This is a genomic window from Rhodobacter sp. NSM (genome assembly GCF_052244495.1).
Classification (GTDB): Bacteria; Pseudomonadota; Alphaproteobacteria; order Rhodobacterales; family Rhodobacteraceae; genus Cereibacter_A.
The window spans coordinates 1-21,145 of the sequence record NZ_JBQPXH010000002.1 but is presented as its reverse complement, the minus strand read 5'-3'; the positions used below and the strand labels follow the sequence as shown (position 1 = coordinate 21,145).

The following is a 21,145-nucleotide window of genomic DNA, read 5'->3' as shown; positions in this document are numbered from 1 at the left end:
CGGGCCGCGCCCGCGCTCAGCCGATCCGGCCGCGCTGGCCTCCGGTCTGACCGCGGTCGAGAAGCAGGTGGTCGAGCAGCACGCAGGCCATCATCGCCTCGCCCACCGGAACGGCACGGATGCCGACGCAGGGATCGTGACGGCCCTTTGTCACCACCTCGATCTCGCGCCCGTCGGTCGTGATCGACCGCCTCGGCGTCAGGATCGAGGAGGTGGGCTTCACGGCGAAGCGCACCACCACGTCCTGCCCGGTCGAGATGCCGCCAAGGATGCCTCCGGCGTGGTTCGAGAGGAACTCCGGCCCATCCGGCCCCATGCGGATCTCGTCTGCATTCGCGCTGCCGGTGAGGCCGGCCGCGGCCATGCCCTCGCCGATCTCGACACCCTTCACCGCGTTGATCGTCATCATGGCCGCGGCGAGGTCGCTGTCGAGCTTGCCGTAGATCGGGGCGCCGAGGCCCGCCGGCACGCCCGAGGCGCGGATCTCCACGATGGCTCCTACCGAGTCCTGCGCCTTGCGGAGCCCGTCGAGATACTCGGACCAGAGCGCGGCTGTATCGGGATCGGGGCACCAGAACGGGTTGCGCTCGATCTCGGCCGCGTCGAACCGCGCGGGATCGATGGCATGGGGGCCGATCTGGACCATGTAGCCCGTGATACGGAGATCCGGCACCAGTTCCGCCAGCGCCGCCCGGGCGACGCCACCCGCAGCCACCCGTGCCGCCGTCTCGCGCGCCGAGGACCGCCCGCCGCCGCGATAGTCCCTCAGCCCGTATTTCCAGTGATAGGTGATGTCGGCATGGCCGGGGCGGAAGCTGTGGGCGATCTCGCCGTAGTCCTTGGACCGCTGGTCGGTGTTCTCGATCATCAGCTGGATCGGTGTCCCGGTCGAGCGCCCCTCGAAGGTGCCCGACAGGATCTTCACCGCGTCCGCCTCCTGCCGCTGGGTGGTGAAGCGGCTCTGCCCGGGCTTCCGGCGGTCGAGCCAGGTCTGGATCGCCTCGGCCTCGATCGTCACGCCCGGCGGGCAACCGTCCACCGTCGCGCCGAGCGCGGGCCCGTGGCTTTCGCCCCAGGTCGTGACGCGGAAGATGTGGCCGAAGGTGTTGAAGCTCATGACATCCGTCCCCCGTTTGGCGCCGAGCCATAGGACAGATGCGGCCGCCGGGGAACCGGATTCTCGTCCGGTCGCCCGTTTCCTGTTGCGGCAGCGGGCCGCGCCGCTATGGTCGTTACCACCTCGGGGTGCCCGAAAGGGCTGAGACGCACGCGCGAACCCGTTGAACCTGACCCGGTTAGGACCGGCGGAGGGAAGGTGCATGGCTCCTCATCCCGTTCCGTTCGCGTCGAAGAGGAGGATGAGATGAGACTTCCGATGCTTGCTGCGGGTGTCATGCTGTCGGCGGGACTGGCCGAGGCGCAGACGCCCGTCCTCACGGTTCTGACCTACGACAGCTTTACCTCGGAATGGGGGCCCGGACCTGCGGTCGAGAAGGCCTTCGAGGAGGTCTGCGGTTGCGACCTGCGCTTTACCGCTGCCGGCGACGGGGCGGCTCTCCTCGCGCGGCTCCAGCTCGAGGGTGCGCGGACCGAGGTCGACGTGGTCGTGGGTCTCGACACCAACCTGACGGCGGCCGCGGCCGCGACGGGCCTCTTTGCCCCTTATGGGGTGACGGCCCCGCTTGACCTTCCGGTTGCATGGGACGACCCGCTGTTCCTGCCCTTCGACTGGGGATGGTTCGCCTTCGTCCATGACCGGGACATGGCGAACGTGCCGACCTCGTTCGAGGAACTGGCGGCCTCTGACACGACGATCGTGATCCAGGATCCGCGAAGCTCGACCCCCGGGCTCGGGTTGCTGATGTGGGTGAAGGCGGCCTACGGCGCGCGGGCGTCGGAGATCTGGCAGGGTCTGGCCGACAACATCGTGACGGTCACACCCGGCTGGTCCGAGGCCTATGGCCTCTTCCTCGAGGGCGAGGCGGACATGGTGCTGAGCTACACGACCTCGCCCGCCTATCACCTGATCTCCGAGGAGGACGAGAGCAAGGCCGCCGCCCCCTTCCGCGAGGGCCACTACCTTCAGGTCGAAGTGGCAGCCAGGCTCGCCTCGAGCGACCAGCCCGAGCTTGCCGACCGCTTCCTCGCCTTCCTGCTGGAAGAGCCGGTGCAATCGGTGATCCCCACGACGAACTGGATGTATCCGGCGAAGCTGCCCTCCGGAGGTCTGCCCAAGGGCTACGAGACGCTCCTGCGGCCCGAGATCTCGCATCTGCTGCCGGCCGAAGAGGCCCTCTCGCTGCGGCCGGAGGCCCTCGCCGAATGGCAAGAAGCGCTGGCGCGCTGATCGTCGCGGCGGCGCTGGCCGTCGTGACGTTCATCCCGCTCGCGCGCGTGATGGCGCGGGCCGGAGGCGGAGCGCTCGGGCCGGCCGACTGGGCTGCCCTGCGCTTCACCATCCTGCAGGCGGCGCTCTCGTCGCTCGTCTCGGTCGCTCTCGCCGTGCCGGTTGCGCGGGCGCTGGCGCGGCGCCGTTTCCCTGGCAGGGGCCTCCTGATCGCGTTGCTCGGCGCACCCTTCCTGCTGCCGGTGATCGTGGCGGTGCTCGGGCTGATCGCCGTCTTCGGGCGCGCGGGCCTGCTGAACCGGGCGCTCGAAACGCTGGGGCTGCCCGCCCTGTCGGTCTACGGCCTGCACGGGGTGGTGCTGGCCCATGTCTTCTTCAACATGCCCTTCGCCGTCCGGCTGATCCTGCAGGGCTGGCTTGCGATCCCCTCGGAGCGGTTCCGCCTCGCGGCCTCGCTCGGCTTCGGGCCGGCCGATGTCGCGCGGCACCTCGAGCGGCCGATGCTGCGCGAGGTTCTACCGGGCGTGGCGCTGGTCGTCTTCGTGACCTGCCTCTCGAGTTTTGCAGTGGCGCTGACGCTCGGGGGCGGGCCGCGCGCGACGACGGTGGAACTGGCGATCTACCAGGCGCTTCGGTTCGAGTTCGACCTCGGGAGGGCCGCCTTGCTGGCGACGCTGCAATTCGCGCTCTGTGGCGCGGCGGTTCTGGCGACGGGCGCCCTGGTCCTGCCCTCCGCCTTCGGCGCGGGGCTCGACCGCGCACCGGTGCCCTTCGCACCGAAGGGCTGGCGACGGGTGACGGATGCCGCCGTGCTGGTCGGGGCCACCGCCTTCCTTCTGCTGCCGCTGGCCATGGTCGTCGCGCGGGGCCTGCCGGGCCTCCTCGATCTGCCGACCGAGGTCTGGGCCGCGGCAGCCCGTTCCCTGGCGGTGGCGCTGCCGTCCTCGTTCCTTGCCACGACGGGTGCGCTGGTGCTTTCGCTTGCCTCGCCGCGCTTCGGGCTCGTCGCGACGCTGCCGCTCGCCGCCTCGTCCCTCGTGCTCGGCACCGGGCTCTTCCTCGCCGTCCGCCCCTTCGCAAACCCGACCGATGTAGCCCTGCCAGTGACGATGCTGGTCAACGCCACCCTCTCGCTGCCCTTCGCCTACCGCATCCTGGCGCCCGAGGCGCGCGGGCTGGAAGCCGATTTCGGGCGGCTCGCCGGGTCGCTTGGTCTGCGCGGGATGGCGCGGATGCGATGGCTCGTCCTGCCGCGTCTGCGCCGGCCGCTGGGGTTCGCGCTCGGCGTCTCGGCCGCGCTTGCGATGGGGGATCTTGGCGTGATCGCGCTATTTGCGGGCGAGGGGGGCGCCACGCTGCCGCTTCTCGTCCAGCGGCTGACCGGGGCCTACAGGCTCGAGGAAGCGGCCGGGGCGGCGCTTCTCCTCGTGCTCACGAGCTTCGCCCTCTTCTGGATCTTCGATCGCGGGGGCCGGCATGCTGCATCTTGATCGCCTGCTGATCCGGCAGGGCGGCTTCACCCTGAGCGCGGACTGGCGCGCCGAAGAGGGCGAGCGGCTGGCGGTGATCGGCCCCTCAGGGGGCGGAAAGTCAACGCTGCTCATGGCGATTGCGGGTTTCCTGTCCCCATCCGAGGGTCGAATCCTCTGGACGGGGCAGGACCTCGGCCCGGTGGGTCCGGGCGAGCGCCCTGTCAGCATCCTCTTTCAGGACCAGAACCTCTTCCCGCATCTCACGCTGGAGCAGAACCTCGGCCTCGGGCTTTCGCCCCGCCTGCGCCTGCGCGCCTCGGATCGCGGGCGGATTGCCGGCGCGCTGGAGCGGGTGGGGCTGGCGGGGCTGGGAGAGGTCCGGCCGGGGCGGCTGTCTGGCGGGCAGCAGGGAAGGGCGGCGCTCGCCCGGGTGCTGCTGCGGGCGCGGCCGATCCTGCTGCTCGACGAGCCCTTCTCGGCCCTGGGTCCGGCGCTCAAGGCCGAGATGCTGGCGCTGGTCGCAGAGATCGCCGGCGAGACCGGCGCCACCGTGCTGATGGTGACCCATGACCCCGAGGATGCGCGCCGCTTTGCCGGGCGCACGGTTCTGGTGGCCGAGGGCCGGGCCGAGGCTCCGCGCGGGACGGAAGCCCTTCTCGGGGATCCGCCGCCGGCGCTGCGCGACTACCTGGGCGGGCACTGACGGCGGATCGCTGCGCGGCAGGCAGGCGAAAAGCAGAAGGCCCCGCACGAGGGCGGGGCCTTTGCCGTCCGATCCTTCAGGATCAGCTGTTCTTCTTGCCCTTGACGTTGGCCCAGAGCCGCTTGTTCGTCAGGTAGAGCAGCACGGACAGCACGGTCAGGAACATGACAGCGGTGAAGCCGGCCTGCTTGCGCGCCATCATCTTCGGCTCGGCTGCCCACATCATGAAGGCCGACACGTCTTCGGCCATCGCGTGGACGGTCGCTTCGTGGCCGTCGGCATATTCAACCAGATCGTCCATGAGCGGAGGCGGCATGGCGATCCAGCTGCCGGCGGTGGTCTTGACCCCGTTGGCGTCCTTGCAGCTGTCCGGCACCGAGCCGTTCTGGAAGGCGCGGTTGTAATAGAACCCTTCGGGTTCGTTACCCTCGGCGCATTTCGGCGGCTCTTCCGGGAAGCCCGTCAGGATCGAGTACATGTACTCGGGGCCGCCCATGCCGTTGAACAGCTGGCTGAGGCCGGTGCCCATCGGGCCGTGGAAGCCCGCGCGCGCCTTCGCCATCAGCGACAGGTCGGGCGCGTTCTCCAGCGCGGAGACCGGGAAGTGGTCGGTCGGCTTGCCGTCGCGGTCCTCGCCCGTTTCCTCGTCGGTCACGGTGAACTGGGCGGCGTAGGCACGCACCTGATCCTCGGGCAGCTCGGGGCCGCCCTTGTCGGAGAGGCTGCGGATCGGGACGTATTTCAGCCCGTGGCAGGCCGAGCAGACCTCGGTGTAGACCTGAAGGCCGCGCTGCAGCTGGTGCTGGTCGAAGGTCCCGAAGGGGCCCTCGAACACGAAGTCCACGTCATGGACATGGCCTTCCGCCGCCATCGCCGCGCCGCCCGAGAGGGCGAGCGCCGCAGCGGCTGTGAGCGTGAGTTTCCGGATCATCGTCACTGTCCTTTCCCTTACTCGGCCACGACGGTTTTCGTGCCGCCGGTCTCCGGCGAGTAGTGGGCGTTGAAGTCTTCCTCGATCGTCGCCGGCGTGGCCAGCGGCTTCTCGACCGCACCGAGGATCGGCAGGATCACCAGGAAGTAGGCGAACCAGTAGGCCGATGCGATGAGCGAGATCCAGTCGTAGGGGAAGGTGGTCTGCTGCGCGCCGACCCAGGTCAGGATCACGAAGTCGGCCGCGAGCAGCCAGAAGTAGATCTTGAACATCGGCCGGTAGCGGCCCGAACGGACCGGCGAGGTGTCGAGCCACGGCACCAGCGCCAGCACGAGGATCGCGCCGAACATCGCGAGCACACCGAAGAACTTCGCGTCGATGATGCCGAAGCTGATGATGTTGGCGATCTGCACCACCCAGACGTCCGCGGTGAAGGCGCGCAGGATCGCGTAGAACGGCAGGAAGTACCATTCAGGCACGATGTGCGCCGGCGTCGAGAGCGGGTTGGCCTCGATGTAGTTGTCGGGGTGGCCGAGGTAGTTCGGCATGAAGCCGACGATCGCGAAGAAGACCAGCAGCACCACGGCAAGGGCGAAGACGTCCTTGATGATGAAGTAGGGCCAGAAGGAAACGGTGTCCTTCTGCGCTTCCGCCTTCGAGGCGCGGCGCACTTCGACGCCGGTCGGGTTGTTGTTGCCGGTCGAGTGGAAGGCCCAGATGTGGATGGCGACGAGGGCCGCGATCACGAAGGGCAGCAGGTAGTGCAGCGAGAAGAAGCGGTTGAGCGTGGCGTTGTCCACCGCCGGGCCGCCGAGAAGCCAGGTCTGGATGGCGTGGCCGATGCCCGGGATCGCGCCGAAGAGGCCGGTGATCACGGTGGCGCCCCAGAAGGACATCTGACCCCAGGGCAGCACGTAGCCCATGAAGGCGGTCGCCATCATCGCGAGGTAGATCAGCATGCCGACGATCCAGGTGACCTCGCGCGGGGCCTTGTAGCTGCCGTAGTAGAGGCCGCGGAAGATGTGCAGGTAGACCGCGATGAAGAACAGCGAGGCGCCGTTCGCATGCAGGTAGCGCAGCATGTAGCCGCCGTTCACGTTGCGCATGATGTGCTCGACCGAGGCGAAGGCCAGGTCGACATGCGGCGTGTAGTGCATCGCGAGCACGATGCCGGTGACGATCTGCAGCACGAGGCAGAAGGCAAGGACGACACCCCAGATCCACATCCAGTTCAGGTTCCTGGGCGTGGGGATCATGATCGTGTCATAGGCCAGCGCGACGATCGGGAGCCGGCTGTGCAGCCACTTCTCGATGCCCGTCCGCGGCTCGTAATGGTCGTGAGGGATTCCGGACATGGCGTGTTCCTTACCCGAGCTGGATGGTTGTTTCGTCAATGAACGAGGCGAGCGGGATCGGCAGGTTCTCGGGCGCGGGGCCCTTCCGGATGCGGCCGGCGCTGTCGTAGTGCGAGCCGTGGCAGGGGCAGAACCAGCCGCCGAAGTCTCCCGAAACGCCGCCGATCGGCACGCAGCCGAGGTGAGTGCAGACGCCCCACATCACCAGCCATTCGCCGGCTTCGTCGAGCGTGCGGTTCTGGTCGGTCGCCTCGGCGCCGGCGTCGATGTTCGCGTTGCGGGCGTTGGTATCCACCAGCTGGCTGAGCTGGACGGAACGGCCGAGTTCGATGTCGGCCTCGGTGCGGCGGCGGATGAAGATCGGTTTCCCGAGGTACTTGACGGTCAGCTGGACGCCCGGATCGACCGAGCTCACGTCGACGAAGATGGAGGCGAGCGCCTGCACATCGGCCGATGGATTCATCTGGTTGATCAGCGGCCAGACGGCGGCCCCGGTGGCCACCGCCCCGGCCCCGGCCGTAGCGTAATACAGGAAATCCCTGCGGGTGCCTGCGTGATCTTCTGCGTTGGACACGAGAACTTCTCCCTTCCTCGGGCCGCTGCAGGCCCACAACATGACCGGGCCGCGATCGGACGCAGCCTTGCCTGTCGCCTTCTAATTGCCATGCGGCGTTGCGTCCAGCGGACAAACAGGCGCAGCGGGCAATTGGCGAAGGGTCTTCAGGTGAGTTTTGTGCTCTCGACGAGCGACAGGATGCCGTCGGATTCAGCAGTCGGTGGGGCGCAGGCGCGGCAGAGTTGCTGCGGGTCGGGGACGGGCCGAGGCTGAGCGACTTCGCCGGGAGAAGGGACGCGCATCCTGCCCATTTCAGGGTCAATGCCCTGCGGATCTGCCTTGCCGGCCGATCGCAGTCCGTGCAGCCTCTCAGGCTGCCGGCGCGACCCAACCCCGGGACGTGCCTGCGCGACTCATCGAAACGCCACAGTCCGAACGGAAAACTGCTTCTTACGAACGCGTTGACGGGTCAGGAGACGGGCGCGCGGCACGCAGGCAGGCCCTCGGCGCACCGGGGCAGCGAACCCGGTCAGGCAGGCCCCATTCACGATTTCGTGTCGGCCCTGCCGGCTGCGGCTTGGCCACTGCCTCCGCTGTCGTGCCTGATAGTGCCCTTTCATCTGTGGCCGCGTCTCGCGGCCACCCACGTCAGCTTCCCGTTCGGCCAGGCACGCTTCGCCGCTTCCCCTCGGTCCGAAGGGGTTCCCTGGCGCAGGCCTACCCTTCGCCCGGATCGGCCTGTCATTCGCGCTTCGCGAATGATTCCCTCTGGGGTCTCAGCCGACCGGCACGGTCGCGAGCATGGATGGACGCTGGCTGAAGCTCTGTGCCCAGGTGGCGAGCGTCGGATGGCTGCCTCTCCAGTCACGCGGCCCGTGGCGGAAGTCGAGGTAGTCGAGTGCGCAGCCCATCGCGATCTGGCCGATGTCCAGCGGCCCGTGCAGATGGCTCATCCAGCGCGATTCCACCGCCTCGAGCGCGCGCGAGATCTTGTTCCACTGCCCCTCGACCCACGGTTCGTGCCGTTTCGCCTCGGGCCGGGTGCGGACCTCGTAGACCATGAGGACCGCAGCCTCGAGGATGCCGTCGGCGGTGGCCTCCAGCGTCAGCGCGTCCCAAAGCCGGGGCGGCTGCGGATAGAGGCCGGCATTCGCCAGGGAATCGAGGTAGCGGCAGATCACCCGGCTGTCGTAGATTGCCGGCCCATCGTCGCGCCCGAGCACCGGGATCTTGCCGAGCGGGTTGAGCGCCAGCGGCAGGCTGCCCGGATCGACCGGGGTGCCCCCGGCCATCACGCGCTCGACCCTGTCGGCGAGGCCGGTCTCGTATAGCACAACGTCGACCTTGCGCACGAAGGGCGAAGTCGCGGAAGCGTAGAGCCGCATGTGGTCAGAACCTCCGGATGCGGAGCCGGCCGAGCCAGGCCGCGTCCACCTCGACGCCCCCGCCCGACCAGGTCAGCCTGCGCCGGAAATGCCCGGCCGTATTGGTCTGGCGGACGCCGTCGAGGGAGCGATCCGCCGGACGATGCAGAAACAGGCCTTCGCCCAGATCATCGAGGGCATCCTCGGCCCGCTGGTCCGTCCGCCCGGCCACGACCGCACGACGGACGAGCCAGATCGCGCCTGCAACCGCGCCCGTGCGCAGCGCCATGACGGCGATGGGAACGATGGGAAGTGGCATGGCGACCTCCTCTGTCGGTTCCCGGATGGTAGGCCGCGGACACCTCTCTGGCAACGGCCGCCGACGCAGGGTCAGGCGATGGCGATGCTCCCGCGACAGGACGGGGATCGGGATGCGCCCCAGCGGAAGGCCGGTGCGGGGAGACGGAAGCTGCCGGCAGGAGGTCCATCCGCGGCCGAAGCGGATCGACGTTTCCCTTGCGTCATCGGTGATCCGAAATGAAAAGGCCGCCGCGGGATGTCCCGGGCGGCCTTCCTGTCCCTCGAATTCAGGCGCTCAGCCCTGACGGGCCTTGTAGCGCTTCTGCGTCTTGTTGATCACATAGACGCGGCCCTTGCGGCGCACGACCTGGCAGTCGCGGTGGCGCAGCTTGAGCGAGCGGAGCGAGTTCGCAACCTTCATCTCTCTTCTCCCTTTCGCGGCGCGCGTGCGCCTTGAAAAAACTATGCCCCCGAGGCCGGGGGCGATGAATGGTGGGCGGTACTGGGATCGAACCAGTGACCACTACGATGTCAACGTAGTGCTCTACCGCTGAGCTAACCGCCCACTCTGACGTGACTGCCACCACTGCGCGGCCAGAAGCCGGCGACCGGGCGGCACCCCGTCGGTGCGCTGCTCTATAAATAGAGTCGGCGGGGTGTTCAAGGGGTTTTGGAGAGCTAGAAAATGGAGCACTATCGGGCGGTGAAGGATGCCAGATGACCCCGGACGCCTATTCGCTGATCCGCCCGGAAAGGCGCGACACTTCCGTGATCTTCTCCTCGCCGCACAGCGGGCGGGACTATCCGGCGTCGCTCGTGGGGAGGACGATTCTCGACGAACGGGCGCTCCGATCCTCGGAGGATGCCTTCGTCGATGAACTCTTCTCTCCTGCGCCACTTCTCGGGGCGCCCCTTCTCCTTGCCCGTGTCCCGCGCGCCTATGTCGACATGAACCGGGCGGCGGATGAGATGGATCCGGCGCTTATCGAAGGCATTCTGCGTGCGCCCCACAATCCGCGCGTGAGTTCGGGCCTCGGGGTGATTCCGCGCGTCGTCGCGAACGGCCGGCAGATCTACCGGGGCAAGATGCCGCTGGCAGAGGCAGAGGCGCGGATCGCGCGCTACTGGGTTCCCTACCATCAGGCCCTGCGCGACCTCATCGAGGAGAGCCGCGTCCTTTTCAACGAGGCGGTTCTGGTGGATTGCCATTCGATGCCTCACGAGGCCATCGAGACCCACGCCCGTCCCGGGCAGCCCACGCCCGAGGTCGTGCTGGGCGACCGTTTCGGCGCCGCGGCCTCGCGTGCGGTGGTGGATCGGATCGAGGCCGCCTTCGTCTCGGCGGGCCTGCGGGTCGTGCGCAACGCGCCCTTTGCCGGTGCCTATATCGCCCAGGCCTATGGCCGACCGTCGCGCAACCAGCACGTCGTGCAGATCGAGGTCGACCGCTCTCTCTATATGGACGAGGGCCGGATCGAGCGGAGCGCGAGGTTCCCGGCCTTCTCGACGCTGATGGCCAAGGTCGTCTCCGAGATCGTCTCGGTGGGCCGGCCCGCCATGCCGCTCGCGGCGGAGTAGGTCACCGCAGGGAGCGGCCCTTGATGATCGCGTCCCGACCGAAGCGGGCGCGGATCTCGTCCGTGGCCCGTTCCGCGGCCTGACGGCGCTCGGCGAAAGGGTCGAGCAGGTCTCCGGTCACCGTCGCCTCCTCCCCGCGGGTGAGATCGGAGATGCCGACGCCGATCAGCCGGAACGGACCGGGCGAGCGCGCCGCATCGAAGAGCGCCCGCGCCTCGCGGTAGATCCGGTCCGCCGATTGCGTGGCGCCTTGCAAGGCATGCCGGCGCGTCACGATGGCGAAATCTGTGCGCTTCAGCTTCAGTGTGACGGTTCGCCCGCAGAGGCCGCGCGCTTTCGCCCGGTCCGAGACCTGTTCGGCCAGCCGCCACAGGTGGCCGTCGAGGATCTCCGGATCGCCGGTGTCCTCGTTGAATGTCGTCTCCTTCGAGATCGACTTCAGCGCATGGTCCTGCGAGACGCGCCGGCGGTCCTCGCCGCGGGCAAGGTGCCAGAGTCGCTCGCCTGTCTGGCCGAAGCGGGCGACGAGATCCTGTTTCTCCCACCGCAGAAGGTCCGAGATGGCGCGGATTCCCGCCTTCTCCAGCGCGCTCTGCGTTGCCGTGCCCACGCCCCAGATGATCCGGACCGGCTGCGCGCGCAGGAAATCCGCCGTCTCGGCCCGGCCGATCACCGAGAAGCCGCGCGGCTTGTCGAGGTCGGACGCGATCTTGGCGAGGAACTTGTTGTGCGAGAGGCCGACCGATCCCGTGATGCCGAGTTCGCGCTCCATCCTCTGCAAGAGGCGCGCGAGAAGGACGGCTGGCGGCGCGCCGTGCAGACGTGCGGTGCCCGTCAGGTCGAGGAAGGCCTCGTCGAGCGACAATGGCTCGATGGCCGGCGTCATCTCCTCCATCATTGCGCGGATCTGTCGGGAGACGCCGACATAGACCTCCATGCGGGGCTTCACCACCACCGCCTCGGGGCAGAGCTTCAGGGCCTGGAACATCGGCATGGCCGATCGCACGCCGGAGATCCTCGCGATGTAGCAGCAGGTCGAGACGACGCCGCGTGTGCCGCCGCCCACGATCACGGGCCGGTCGCGCAGCGACGGGTCGTCGCGTTTCTCGACGCTGGCGTAGAAGGCATCGCAATCCATATGCGCGATCGAAAGGTCGAAAAGCTCCGGATGGGCCGTCACGCGAGGCGAGCGGCAGGCCGGGCAGCGGGTGCCGCCATCGAAAGCAGTGAGGCAGTCTCGGCACAGGACGGGCATGACGCCATGATACATCCGCGCCCCCGGCTGCGGTAGATCGTCAGCCTGTCTTTAACTTTCCGTCGCCATCCTTGCGCGCACCAGGGCTTCGCGGCATCAAGAGCCGGGGCGATCGTTGGGAGTTACCATGGAACCGGCAGACTTCATCGGCGGAAACGCCGTGCTATTGGCGCTCGCCGCCTTCATCATCCTCTGCGTCTTTCTCGGGGTGCGGATCGTTCCGCAATCGCAGAAGCATGTGGTGGAGCGGTTCGGCCGGCTGCGCGCCGTCCTCGGGCCGGGGATCAACTTCGTGGTGCCGTTCCTCGACGTGGTCGCCCACAAGATCTCGGTGCTCGAGCGGCAGCTTCCCAACGCGATGCAGGACGCGATTACCGCGGACAACGTGCTGGTGAAGGTCGAGACATCGGTCTTCTACCGCATCACCGAACCCGAAAAGACGGTCTACCGGATCCGCGACGTGGATGCCGCCATCGCCACCACCGTCGCCGGCATCGTGCGGAGCGAGATCGGCAAGCTTGAACTTGATCAGGTGCAGTCGAACCGGTCCGACCTGATCCACAAGGTGCGAGAGCAGGTCGCGGCCATGGTGGACGACTGGGGGATCGAGGTCACGCGGGCCGAGGTGCTCGACGTGAACCTCGACGACGCGACCCGCGCCGCCATGCTGCAGCAGCTGAATGCCGAACGCGCCCGGCGCGCCCTCGTCACCGAGGCCGAGGGCCGCAAGCGTGCGGTCGAACTGAATGCCGATGCCGAACTCTACGCGGCCGAGCAGGAAGCCAAGGCACGCCGGGTGCTTGCCGATGCCGAGGCCTATGCGACCGGGGTCATCGCCGAGGCGATCCGCGAAAACGGGTTGGAAGCCGCCCAGTATCAGGTGGCCCTGAAGCAGGTCGAGGCGCTGACGGCCGTCGGCAAGGGTGATGGCAAGCAGCTCGTCGTGGTTCCGGCCTCGGCCATGGATGCCTTCTCGGACGCGTTCAAGATGCTGAAGGGACGGTCATGATCTGGTCGGTCTGGTGGGCGTGGGTCGTGGCGGGACTCGTGATCGCCATCGCCGAGGTCCTTGTGCCGGGCTTCGTGTTCCTGGGCTTCGCGGTCGGTGCCGTGGCGACCGGCCTGCTGATCTGGCTCGGCTTCGAGGCGGGCCTGCCGCTCCTCCTCGTCGTCTTCGCGGTCATCTCTCTCGTCTTCTGCCTGGGGATGCGCCGCGTCTTCGGCTTGCCGGGCGGCTCGGTGAAGCTCTGGGACCGGGACATCAACGACAACTGAGCTGACGGATTCGCGGATCCAGGCCGAACTGCATCCGGGGCAGAGATGCGTCCCGGCGTGGTGGAAGCCGGGGATGTCGGTGACGCCAGCGGGTGGGGCGCCCGTCGGCTGCGGAAGTCACGCCCTGTCATAAGGTCAGAAGCTCGGAGGCGCGACGGCTGCTGTGCGGAGAGCCAGTCTCATCGCCGACCGCACCTCAAGAGAACGCGACCACGGCTCCGGGATCCCTGCGTCCTCAGGTCTGCGCGGCTGACCGGAGTGGCGAGGGCGCGTGACGCCTCGGCGATCCTGCACAGCGACCTGACCCGGCGCAGGCCACCTGTGAACCACCGGTTCCGGCGAAACACTTTTCCGCATCATGGCAGACTTTCGCTGCCCGCGAGCCTCGGCCGCATCGGCAGGGGAACCGGGCGAGGCGACTTCTGTTCCTTCCCGAAGGAAACTGGAAGGAGGATCTCATGTCTGACTACCGTCGCGACCCCGGCCCGACCCCGACCAACCGGCCCGCTGGCGAGCGTCCCGTCGAAGCCTCGACCTCGCGGACGATGTGGTACGTCGTCGGAGCCGTCGTCGTGCTTCTGCTCGTCCTGTGGTTCCTCTTCGGCGGCATGAGCGCCACCGACGATGCTACGATGGAAACGCCGCCGGCTACCACCACGACCACGACCGAACCCGATGCGGCCGCCCCTCCGGCAACCACGCCGGATGCCACGACCCCTGCGCCGGATGCTACGACGCCTGCGCCGGACGCCACCGCGCCGGAAGCGACCCCGGCCACGCCTGCACCGGACGCGACCGAGCCGGCCGCTCCTGCGCAGTAGGGCTCAGCCGCGCGCCGGTAGCTCCGCCTGGACGGCGAGGGCAGCGGCCCGCGGATCCTCGGCCTGCCAGATCGGCCGGCCGACGACGATGTGATCGGCCCCGTCCGCAATGGCGCGGGCGGGCGTCGCCACCCGCTTCTGGTCGCCGCGGGCCGCGCCGTCGGGGCGGACGCCCGGCGTGACGATCAGCCGACCGTCCGATTGCGGAAGGGCCCGGATAGCGGCGGCCTCCTGCGGACTGGCGATGACGCCATGGGCGCCCGCCTCCAGGGCCCGCGCCGCCCGCTCGAGGGTGATCTCGGCAAGATCACCGGACTTGATGAGATTCGCGTCCAGATCCGCCCGGTCGAGCGAAGTCAGCACCGTGACGGCGAGGATACGCAGCCCGCTGCCCGCGCTGCCCTCGGCCGCGGCTCGGACCACCTGCGGGTCGCCATGAACCGTCAGGAAATCGATGTCGAACTGCGAGAAGCCGCGTACCGCGGCCTCGATCGTGGCCCCGATGTCGAAGAGCTTCATGTCGAGGAAGATGCGCTTTCCCTGCTCCTGCTTGAGTTCGTTGGCGAGCGCCAGCCCGCCCCCCGTCAGCATTCCGAGCCCGATCTTGTAGAAGGAGACGGAATCGCCCAGCTGTCGCGCAAGCTCCAGCCCCTGGACGACGTTCGGCACGTCGAGTGCCACGATCAGGCGGTCGTCGGCCATGAAAGCTCCTTTCGGCATGGGATCGGGCGGGTCATGCGGCTGCGACGCTTCGCTGTCAAGGCAGGCCATTCCGTCCGTCGGGCGCGGCTGCTATCAGGCGCCCATGCTTATCGCCCTCGACATAGGCGGATCCCGCATCCGCGCCGCTCGCGCCTTCGCTCCCGATCATCTGGAGCCGCTGGGCGAACTGCCGATGCCGCCGAGCTTTCCCGGCTTCGTGCACGCGCTTTCGCGTCTCGTTCCGCCGGATGCCACGAACCTCGCGATCTCGATGGCGGGCGTGGTCGATCCTGAGAGTGGCCGGATCACCGCGGCAAACCTGCCGGCCGTCAGCGGGCGATGCCTCGCGGAGGATCTGAAGGCAGCGCTTCACCGCCCCGTCTGGATCGGGAACGACGCGGATTGCTTCGTGCTGACCGAGGCGCTGCGGGGGTCGGCCAAGGGGCACCGGAACGTGTTCGGCATCATTCTCGGCAGTGGTGTCGGCGGTGGCCTCGTCATCGACGGCAAGCTCGTCTCGGGTGCAGGAGGGATTGCCGGAGAGTGGGGTCACGGCCCGATCCTCGATCAGAGGCCGCTCGGCCGGGACGTGCCGCGGCTTCCCTGCGGCTGCGGGCAGACCGGATGCATCGACACGCTGGGTGGCGCACGGGGCATCGAGAGGCTGCATCTCCACCTCACCGGGCGGTCGCTCGACAGTCGCGAGCTTCTTTCGGCGTGGCGTGCCGGAGACCTCGCCGCTGCCGGCACGGTCGAGGTGTGGCTTGATCTGATCGCGGGACCGCTCGCCGTCGTCCTGAACGTCGTGGGACCCTCGGCCGTCCCGGTCGGGGGAGGGCTCGCGAACGACAGGGATCTTGTCGCGGCGCTGGATCGGGCGGTCCGGCAGCGCATCCTGCGCCGCACGTCGGAGGCCCTGCTGCTGCCTGCGATGCATCCCGAACCGGGGCTGGTCGGAGCGGCGCTGGCCGGCCTGGAGACCTTCCGCTAGCGCCGGTCGCCCGCACTATGGCGGGTGATGCTGCTCAGGCGGCCCGCTGCAACTGCGGTTCGTGGCGCGCCCGGAACAAGGTGGTCGCGCTGTCGATCAGACGTTGCCGAAGCGGCAGACTGCCGCGAGCAGGCTCCGTCGTGAAGATCCGGCGGACATAGGGCACCGGGCGCGCGCTGTCCTTGATCAGCAGCGCGACGGTCGCCTCGACCTGCCCGAAGTCGCGCGCGTAGTGCGCGCGCTCGATGGTGGCGGAGAGGATACGCATCGTGACACTCCTCGTTGAACCGCGCAGTCGCGGTCGGGATCAGAATGGACCCGCAGGACCCGTCCCTGAGAGTGACCGCGTGGCGCGGTGGGCGTGCGGGTCGGGCCAGCGGGTTCGCTTGTGGATAAATATCTGTCAGCCGGCTTTGGTTCCAGCGCGGGAGGGGCAAGAACACGGGCGGTTGATTGCCCCGTGATCCTTGAATTCGGCCGATGATGCGACCACCTGATCAGCAAGACCCGGGATGGACCGTGCCGACTGTCGGGCGGTGTCGCGGGGGCTTATTGAGAGGAGTGACCGATGAACCTCGAGAAGTTCACGGAGCGGTCGCGTGGGTTCCTTCAGGCCGCGCAGACCATCGCGATGCGGGAGAGCCATCAGCGTCTGGCGCCCGAACATCTCCTGAAGGCTCTGATGGACGACGATCAGGGACTCGCCTCGAACCTGATCCGCCGCTCGGGCGGCGAGCCGCAGCGTGTGGCCGAGGCGGTGGACCTGACCATCGCCAAGCTGCCGAAAGTGTCGGGCGACGCCCAGCCCTTCATGGACCCGGGTCTCGTCCGGGTCCTCGACGAGGCGGAGAAGATCGCGAAGAAGGCGGGCGACAGCTTCGTTCCGGTCGAGCGCATCCTGATGGCGCTGGCCATGGTCGCGTCGAAGGCCAAGGACGCGCTTGATGCGGGCGCGGTGACCGCGCAGAAGCTGAATGCCGCCGTGAACGACATCCGCAAGGGGCGCACCGCGGATAGCGCGTCGGCCGAGGAGGGCTATGACGCGCTGAAAAAATACGCCCGCGACCTGACGCAGGCGGCGCGCGACGGAAAGATCGACCCGATCATCGGGCGCGACGACGAGATCCGCCGCTCGATGCAGGTCCTGAGCCGCCGGACCAAGAACAACCCCGTGCTGATCGGCGAGCCCGGCGTCGGCAAGACCGCCATCGCCGAGGGTCTCGCGCTGCGCATCGTGAACGGCGACGTGCCGGAGAGCCTGAAGAACAAGCGGCTGCTGTCGCTCGACATGGGCGCGCTGATCGCGGGTGCGAAGTATCGCGGCGAGTTCGAGGAGCGGCTGAAGGCCGTGCTGAACGAGGTCACGGCGGCCGCCGGAGAGGTCATCCTGTTCATCGACGAGATGCACACGCTGGTCGGCGCCGGAAAGTCGGAAGGCGCGATGGATGCGGCGAACCTCATCAAGCCGGCGCTCGCGCGCGGAGAGCTGCACTGCATCGGCGCCACGACGCTCGACGAATATCGCAAGCATGTCGAGAAGGATGCGGCCCTCGCCCGGCGGTTCCAGCCCTTGATGGTGGAGGAGCCGACGGTCGAGGACACGATCTCGATCCTGCGCGGCATCAAGGAGAAGTACGAGCTTCACCACGGGGTGAAGATCGCCGACGCGGCGCTGGTGGCGGCGGCGACGCTCAGCCACCGCTACATCACCGACCGCTTCCTGCCCGACAAGGCCATCGACCTCGTGGACGAGGCCGCGAGCCGGCTGCGGATGGAGGTGGATTCGAAGCCCGAGGAACTCGACGCGCTCGATCGGCAGATCCTGCAGGCGCAGATCGAGGCCGAGGCGCTGAAGAAGGAGGACGACGCGGCGTCGAAGGACCGTCTGGCGAAGCTCGAGAAGGAGCTTTCCGAGATGACCCAGCGCGCCGCCGAGATGACGGCGCAGTGGCAGTCCGAGCGCGACAAGCTCGAGGCCGCACGCGATCTGAAGGAAAAGCTCGACCGGGCAAGGGCAGAGCTGGAGCAGGTCAAGCGCGAGGGCAATCTGGCCCGAGCGGGCGAACTCTCCTATGGCGTGATCCCGCAGATCGAGAAGCAGCTCGACGAGGCAGAGGCGCGCGAGGGCGACCTTCTGGTGTCGGAAGCCGTCCGCCCCGAGCAGATCGCCGAGGTGGTGGAGCGCTGGACCGGCATCCCGACCTCGAAGATGCTCGAGGGCGAGCGCGAGAAGCTTCTCAAGATGGAGGAGGAACTCGGGCGGCGGGTGATCGGCCAGCGCACCGCGCTGACCGCGGTGGCCAATGCCGTTCGGCGCGCGCGGGCGGGGCTGAACGACGAACGGCGTCCGCTTGGGTCGTTCCTGTTCCTGGGCCCGACCGGCGTCGGCAAGACCGAGCTTACCAAGGCGGTCGCCGAGTATCTCTTCGACGACGACCAGGCGATGGTCCGCATCGACATGTCCGAGTTCATGGAGAAGCACTCGGTCGCGCGGCTGATCGGCGCGCCTCCGGGCTATGTCGGCTATGACGAGGGTGGCGTGCTGACCGAAGCGGTTCGCCGCCGGCCCTATCAGGTCGTGCTGTTCGACGAGGTGGAGAAGGCCCACCCCGAGGTGTTCAACGTGCTCTTGCAGGTTCTCGATGACGGTGTGCTGACCGACGGTCAGGGCCGGACGGTGGACTTCAAGCAGACGCTGATCATCCTGACCTCGAACCTCGGCGCCTATGCGCTGAGCCAGCTGCCCGAAGGGGCCGATCCGGCCCCGGCGCGGGCCGCGGTGATGGAGGCGGTGCGGGGGCATTTCCGACCCGAGTTCCTGAACCGCCTCGACGAAATGGTGATCTTCGACCGGCTCAGCCGCGAGGACATGGGCCAGATCGTCGAGATCCAGCTCGGCCTGCTCGGGAAGCGGCTGGCGAGCCGCAAGGTGACGCTCGAACTCGATGCGGCGGCCCGGCAGTGGCTCGCCGACGAGGGCTACGATCCGGTCTATGGTGCGCGCCCGCTGAAGCGGGTGATCCAGCGCCATCTGCAGGATCCGCTGGCCGAGATGATCCTTGCCGGCGATGTCATGGACGGATCGACGATCACGGTCAGCGCGGGGGCCGACGGGCTCATCATCGGTGACCGGATCTCGTCCTCGCGCCGCGAGCGTCCGCAGGACGCGGTCGTTCACTGACGCTCAAGGCAGGCCCGCCCCCGGGACGCGGGGGCGGGCCTTGTCCCTCAGGCGCTTGGCATCAGCACGCCGTCGATCACATGGATCACACCGTTGGTCGCATCGACGTCGGGCTGCGAGATCGTGACCCCGTTCACCTGCGGACCGTCCTCCAGCGAGATGGTCAGCTCGCCACCCTCGACGGTTTCGGCCATCATGCCCTCTGAAAGGTCCGACGACATCACCTCGCCCGGAACGACATGATAGGTCAGGATCTCGGTCAGCTTTTCCTGGTTCTCGGGCTTCAGCAGGTCGTCGACGGTGCCCTCGGGCAGGGCCGCGAAGGCTTCGTCGGTCGGAGCGAAGACGGTGTAGGGACCCTCTCCCTTCAGGGTGTCCACGAGGCCTGCGGCCTCGGCAGCGGCGAGCAGGGTCGTGAAGCTGCCCGCTTCGGTGGCGGTTTCCACGATGTCTCCGGTTTCGGCGAAAGCGGGTGCCGCGAGCAGTCCGGCGGCGCCGAGGGCGAGAAGTGTGTTGCGCATCAGTCCAGTCCTCCTGTGTCGTGCCGTTGAGTGGCGCGAGGGTTACGCCCCGCCTCCCGGCGTGGATCGCCAGGTCGGACGAGCCGTGAACGGACGTGATCCGGCGTGAGCGGCCCGGTGCCCGCCCCGGTCCCTGCAACGTGATCGCAAGAGCCTTTGAAATCAGGCCCTCAGCATGCACCTATGGTTCAGGCAAGGGAGGGAGACATGATGCGCAAGCCCGGATGGTCAGACGTCACGCCGCGGGCCGACTGGCTCAACCGGCGGCAGATCCTCGCAGCGGCGGGTGCGATGAGCCTGGCAGGGCCGGCCTTCGCGCGGATCGAGGCGAAGGCCAGCCGCTTCTCGACCGACGAGATGCCAAACACCTACGAGGAGATCTCCAACTATAACAACTTCTACGAGTTCGGTCTCGACAAGGCCGACCCGGCGCGCAACGCCGGCGCGCTGACGGTCGATCCCTGGTCGGTCGAGATCGGCGGGCTGGTCGATCGCCCCGGCTCCTATCCGCTGGACGACATCCTGAAGGGCGTGACGCTCGAGGAGCGGATCTACCGGCTCCGCTGTGTCGAGGGCTGGTCGATGGTCGTGCCCTGGATCGGGTTCGAGTTGCGCACGCTGCTGGACCGTGCAGGTGTGCAGCCGTCGGCGAAATTCGTGGCCTTCGAGACGCTCGTCCGCCCTGAGGAGATGCCGGGCGTGCGCTCGCGCATCCTCGACTGGCCCTACCGCGAGGGGCTGCGGCTCGACGAGGCGATGCATCCGCTGACAATTCTCGCGACCGGCCTCTACGGAGAGGAGATGCCGAAGCAGAACGGCGCCCCGATCCGGCTGGTCGTGCCGTGGAAATACGGCTTCAAGTCGATCAAGAGCATTGTCAGGATCTCGCTCGTCGAGACGATGCCGCAGACGTCGTGGAACGCGCAGAACCCGCGCGAATACGGCTTCTACAGCAACGTGAATCCGGCCGTGGATCATCCCCGCTGGAGCCAGGCCTCCGAGCGGCGCATCGGCTCGGGCTTCTTCGCGCCCCGAATCGAAACTCAGCCCTTCAATGGCTACGGCGATCAGGTCGCGCAGCTTTACGCCGGCCAGGATCTGGCGGTGGACTTCTGAATGATCGCGCAGCGGATCAACGGGGCGCTGCGGCCGGTCCCGACGAGCGTGATCTATGCCGCGGGCCTCTTGCCGCTGGCGCTTCTGGTGTGGCAGGCCGCGACAGGCGGTCTGGGGGTCGATCCGGTCAAGGCAATCGAGCATCGCCTGGGCGAGCTTGCGCTGCAGTTCCTCGTCGGCGGACTCGTCATCAGCCCGCTCCGGTGGTGGACGGGGGTGAACCTGATCCGCTTCCGAAGGGCTGTGGGGCTGCTCGCCTTCTTCTACGTCTGCCTCCATCTCTCCGTCTGGCTGATGCTCGACCTGCAGTTCCGATGGGCCGAGATCGGGGCCGACATTGCGAAGCGTCCCTACATCACGCTGGGCATGCTGGGATTCGTCTCGATGATTCCCCTCGCGCTGACGTCGAGCAACGCCGCGATTCGGCGGATGGGCCCGCTGGCCTGGACGCGTCTGCACCGGCTCACCTATCTGGTCGCCGTCCTCGGAGCCCTGCATTTCCTGCTTCTCGTGAAGGCCTGGCCTTGGGAGCCGATCCTCTACACCGCAGCTGTCATGGCGCTGCTCGGAATGAGGGCCGTAAGGGCGTCGCGGCGGGTGCGCTGACACCTCCCGTACATGCTGTGTGCAGGCGTGTGCAGATCGCAATATGTAGTAGCGCGCGCCGGTGATCGGAC

General features: G+C 68.0%; 22 protein-coding genes, 1 tRNA gene and 1 riboswitch. Of the genes, 11 read left to right on the top strand and 12 right to left on the bottom strand.

Annotated elements, in window-relative coordinates; all coding sequences use genetic code 11:
* Positions 1–16: 16 nt before the first annotated feature.
* Positions 17–1,117 carry a chorismate synthase gene (gene aroC / locus ACTVZP_RS04600; RefSeq protein ID WP_443210920.1) on the bottom strand — a complete coding sequence of 367 codons (1,101 nt, stop codon included), beginning with the start codon at positions 1,115–1,117 and terminating at the stop codon, positions 17–19.
* 114 nt (positions 1,118–1,231) lie between these two features.
* A riboswitch (TPP riboswitch) is annotated at positions 1,232–1,330 on the top strand.
* 33 nt (positions 1,331–1,363) lie between these two features.
* Here aroC and thiB point away from each other — a divergent pair.
* Genes thiB through ACTVZP_RS04585 form a run of 3 tightly spaced genes read left to right on the top strand, consistent with a single transcriptional unit; the run spans position 1,364 to position 4,522 of the window.
* Positions 1,364–2,347, top strand: coding sequence for a thiamine ABC transporter substrate binding subunit (gene thiB / locus ACTVZP_RS04595; protein WP_443210919.1), 984 nt, complete (start codon positions 1,364–1,366; stop codon positions 2,345–2,347).
* Positions 2,323–3,837: a thiamine/thiamine pyrophosphate ABC transporter permease ThiP gene (locus ACTVZP_RS04590; protein WP_443210918.1), complete on the top strand. Its 1,515-nt coding sequence runs from the start codon at positions 2,323–2,325 to the stop codon at positions 3,835–3,837. The genes thiB and ACTVZP_RS04590 overlap by 25 nt, the downstream gene beginning before the upstream one ends.
* The gene (locus ACTVZP_RS04585; RefSeq protein ID WP_443210917.1) at positions 3,824–4,522 is read left to right on the top strand and encodes a thiamine ABC transporter ATP-binding protein; all 699 of its coding nucleotides are present in this window, start codon (positions 3,824–3,826) and stop codon (positions 4,520–4,522) included. The genes ACTVZP_RS04590 and ACTVZP_RS04585 overlap by 14 nt, the downstream gene beginning before the upstream one ends.
* 82 nt (positions 4,523–4,604) lie before the next feature.
* Here the strand turns inward: ACTVZP_RS04585 and petC are convergent, their stop codons facing one another.
* From petC to ACTVZP_RS04550, 7 genes are all read right to left on the bottom strand, one after another.
* Positions 4,605–5,453: a cytochrome c1 gene (gene petC / locus ACTVZP_RS04580; RefSeq protein WP_443210916.1), complete on the bottom strand. Its 849-nt coding sequence runs from the start codon at positions 5,451–5,453 to the stop codon at positions 4,605–4,607.
* A gap of 17 nt (positions 5,454–5,470) precedes the next feature.
* Positions 5,471–6,808, bottom strand: a complete 1,338-nt coding sequence (gene petB / locus ACTVZP_RS04575) for a cytochrome b (protein WP_443210915.1) — start codon at positions 6,806–6,808, stop codon at positions 5,471–5,473.
* Between the two features lie 10 nt (positions 6,809–6,818).
* Complete coding sequence (gene petA / locus ACTVZP_RS04570) at positions 6,819–7,382, bottom strand: ubiquinol-cytochrome c reductase iron-sulfur subunit (RefSeq protein WP_443210914.1); 564 nt, start codon at positions 7,380–7,382, stop codon at positions 6,819–6,821.
* Between the two features lie 758 nt (positions 7,383–8,140).
* Entirely contained in the window at positions 8,141–8,749 is a 609-nt protein-coding gene (locus tag ACTVZP_RS04565; protein ID WP_443210913.1) for a glutathione S-transferase, read from the bottom strand.
* A gap of 4 nt (positions 8,750–8,753) precedes the next feature.
* Positions 8,754–9,047, bottom strand: coding sequence for a hypothetical protein (locus tag ACTVZP_RS04560; RefSeq protein WP_443210912.1), 294 nt, complete (start codon positions 9,045–9,047; stop codon positions 8,754–8,756).
* Positions 9,048–9,323: 276 nt separating this feature from the next.
* Entirely contained in the window at positions 9,324–9,449 is a 126-nt protein-coding gene (ykgO, locus tag ACTVZP_RS04555; protein ID WP_002722020.1) for a type B 50S ribosomal protein L36, read from the bottom strand.
* A 69-nt stretch (positions 9,450–9,518) separates the two neighbouring features.
* A tRNA-Val gene (locus ACTVZP_RS04550) sits at positions 9,519–9,593 on the bottom strand.
* Positions 9,594–9,745: 152 nt separating this feature from the next.
* Here ACTVZP_RS04550 and ACTVZP_RS04545 point away from each other — a divergent pair.
* The gene (locus ACTVZP_RS04545) at positions 9,746–10,606 is read left to right on the top strand and encodes an N-formylglutamate amidohydrolase (RefSeq protein WP_443210911.1); all 861 of its coding nucleotides are present in this window, start codon (positions 9,746–9,748) and stop codon (positions 10,604–10,606) included.
* Position 10,607: 1 nt separating this feature from the next.
* Here ACTVZP_RS04545 and ACTVZP_RS04540 read toward each other — a convergent pair whose 3' ends face one another.
* The gene (locus tag ACTVZP_RS04540) at positions 10,608–11,861 is read right to left on the bottom strand and encodes a DNA polymerase IV (protein WP_443211431.1); all 1,254 of its coding nucleotides are present in this window, start codon (positions 11,859–11,861) and stop codon (positions 10,608–10,610) included.
* A gap of 127 nt (positions 11,862–11,988) precedes the next feature.
* Here ACTVZP_RS04540 and ACTVZP_RS04535 point away from each other — a divergent pair, with 127 nt between their 5' ends.
* From ACTVZP_RS04535 to ACTVZP_RS04525, 3 genes are all read left to right on the top strand, one after another.
* Complete coding sequence (locus ACTVZP_RS04535; RefSeq protein ID WP_443210910.1) at positions 11,989–12,870, top strand: SPFH domain-containing protein; 882 nt, start codon at positions 11,989–11,991, stop codon at positions 12,868–12,870.
* Positions 12,867–13,136 carry an NfeD family protein gene (locus tag ACTVZP_RS04530; RefSeq protein WP_443210909.1) on the top strand — a complete coding sequence of 90 codons (270 nt, stop codon included), beginning with the start codon at positions 12,867–12,869 and terminating at the stop codon, positions 13,134–13,136. Before ACTVZP_RS04535 ends, ACTVZP_RS04530 begins: the two co-directional genes overlap by 4 nt.
* A 458-nt stretch (positions 13,137–13,594) precedes the next feature.
* Positions 13,595–13,957 carry a hypothetical protein gene (locus tag ACTVZP_RS04525; RefSeq protein WP_443210908.1) on the top strand — a complete coding sequence of 121 codons (363 nt, stop codon included), beginning with the start codon at positions 13,595–13,597 and terminating at the stop codon, positions 13,955–13,957.
* Between the two features lie 3 nt (positions 13,958–13,960).
* Here ACTVZP_RS04525 and pyrF read toward each other — a convergent pair whose 3' ends face one another.
* Positions 13,961–14,659, bottom strand: coding sequence for an orotidine-5'-phosphate decarboxylase (pyrF, locus tag ACTVZP_RS04520; protein WP_443210907.1), 699 nt, complete (start codon positions 14,657–14,659; stop codon positions 13,961–13,963).
* Positions 14,660–14,762: 103 nt separating this feature from the next.
* Here pyrF and ACTVZP_RS04515 point away from each other — a divergent pair, with 103 nt between their 5' ends.
* The gene (locus ACTVZP_RS04515; protein WP_443210906.1) at positions 14,763–15,650 is read left to right on the top strand and encodes an ROK family protein; all 888 of its coding nucleotides are present in this window, start codon (positions 14,763–14,765) and stop codon (positions 15,648–15,650) included.
* Between the two features lie 34 nt (positions 15,651–15,684).
* Here the strand turns inward: ACTVZP_RS04515 and ACTVZP_RS04510 are convergent, their stop codons facing one another.
* Positions 15,685–15,918: a hypothetical protein gene (locus ACTVZP_RS04510; protein WP_443210905.1), complete on the bottom strand. Its 234-nt coding sequence runs from the start codon at positions 15,916–15,918 to the stop codon at positions 15,685–15,687.
* Positions 15,919–16,218: 300 nt separating this feature from the next.
* Between ACTVZP_RS04510 and clpB the strand changes: the two genes are divergently transcribed.
* Positions 16,219–18,831, top strand: coding sequence for an ATP-dependent chaperone ClpB (clpB, locus tag ACTVZP_RS04505; protein ID WP_443210904.1), 2,613 nt, complete (start codon positions 16,219–16,221; stop codon positions 18,829–18,831).
* A 47-nt stretch (positions 18,832–18,878) separates the two neighbouring features.
* On the opposite strand, the gene ACTVZP_RS04500 is transcribed toward clpB, so the two are convergent.
* Positions 18,879–19,352, bottom strand: coding sequence for a fasciclin domain-containing protein (locus tag ACTVZP_RS04500; RefSeq protein WP_443210903.1), 474 nt, complete (start codon positions 19,350–19,352; stop codon positions 18,879–18,881).
* 210 nt (positions 19,353–19,562) lie between these two features.
* On the opposite strand from ACTVZP_RS04500, the gene msrP reads away from it, so the two are divergent.
* On the top strand, positions 19,563–20,468 hold the full coding sequence (msrP, locus tag ACTVZP_RS04495) for a protein-methionine-sulfoxide reductase catalytic subunit MsrP (RefSeq protein ID WP_443211430.1): 906 nt from the start codon (positions 19,563–19,565) through the stop codon (positions 20,466–20,468).
* The gene (gene msrQ, locus ACTVZP_RS04490) at positions 20,469–21,074 is read left to right on the top strand and encodes a protein-methionine-sulfoxide reductase heme-binding subunit MsrQ (RefSeq protein WP_443210902.1); all 606 of its coding nucleotides are present in this window, start codon (positions 20,469–20,471) and stop codon (positions 21,072–21,074) included. It begins immediately after the preceding gene.
* The last annotated feature ends 71 nt before the right edge of the window (positions 21,075–21,145 follow it).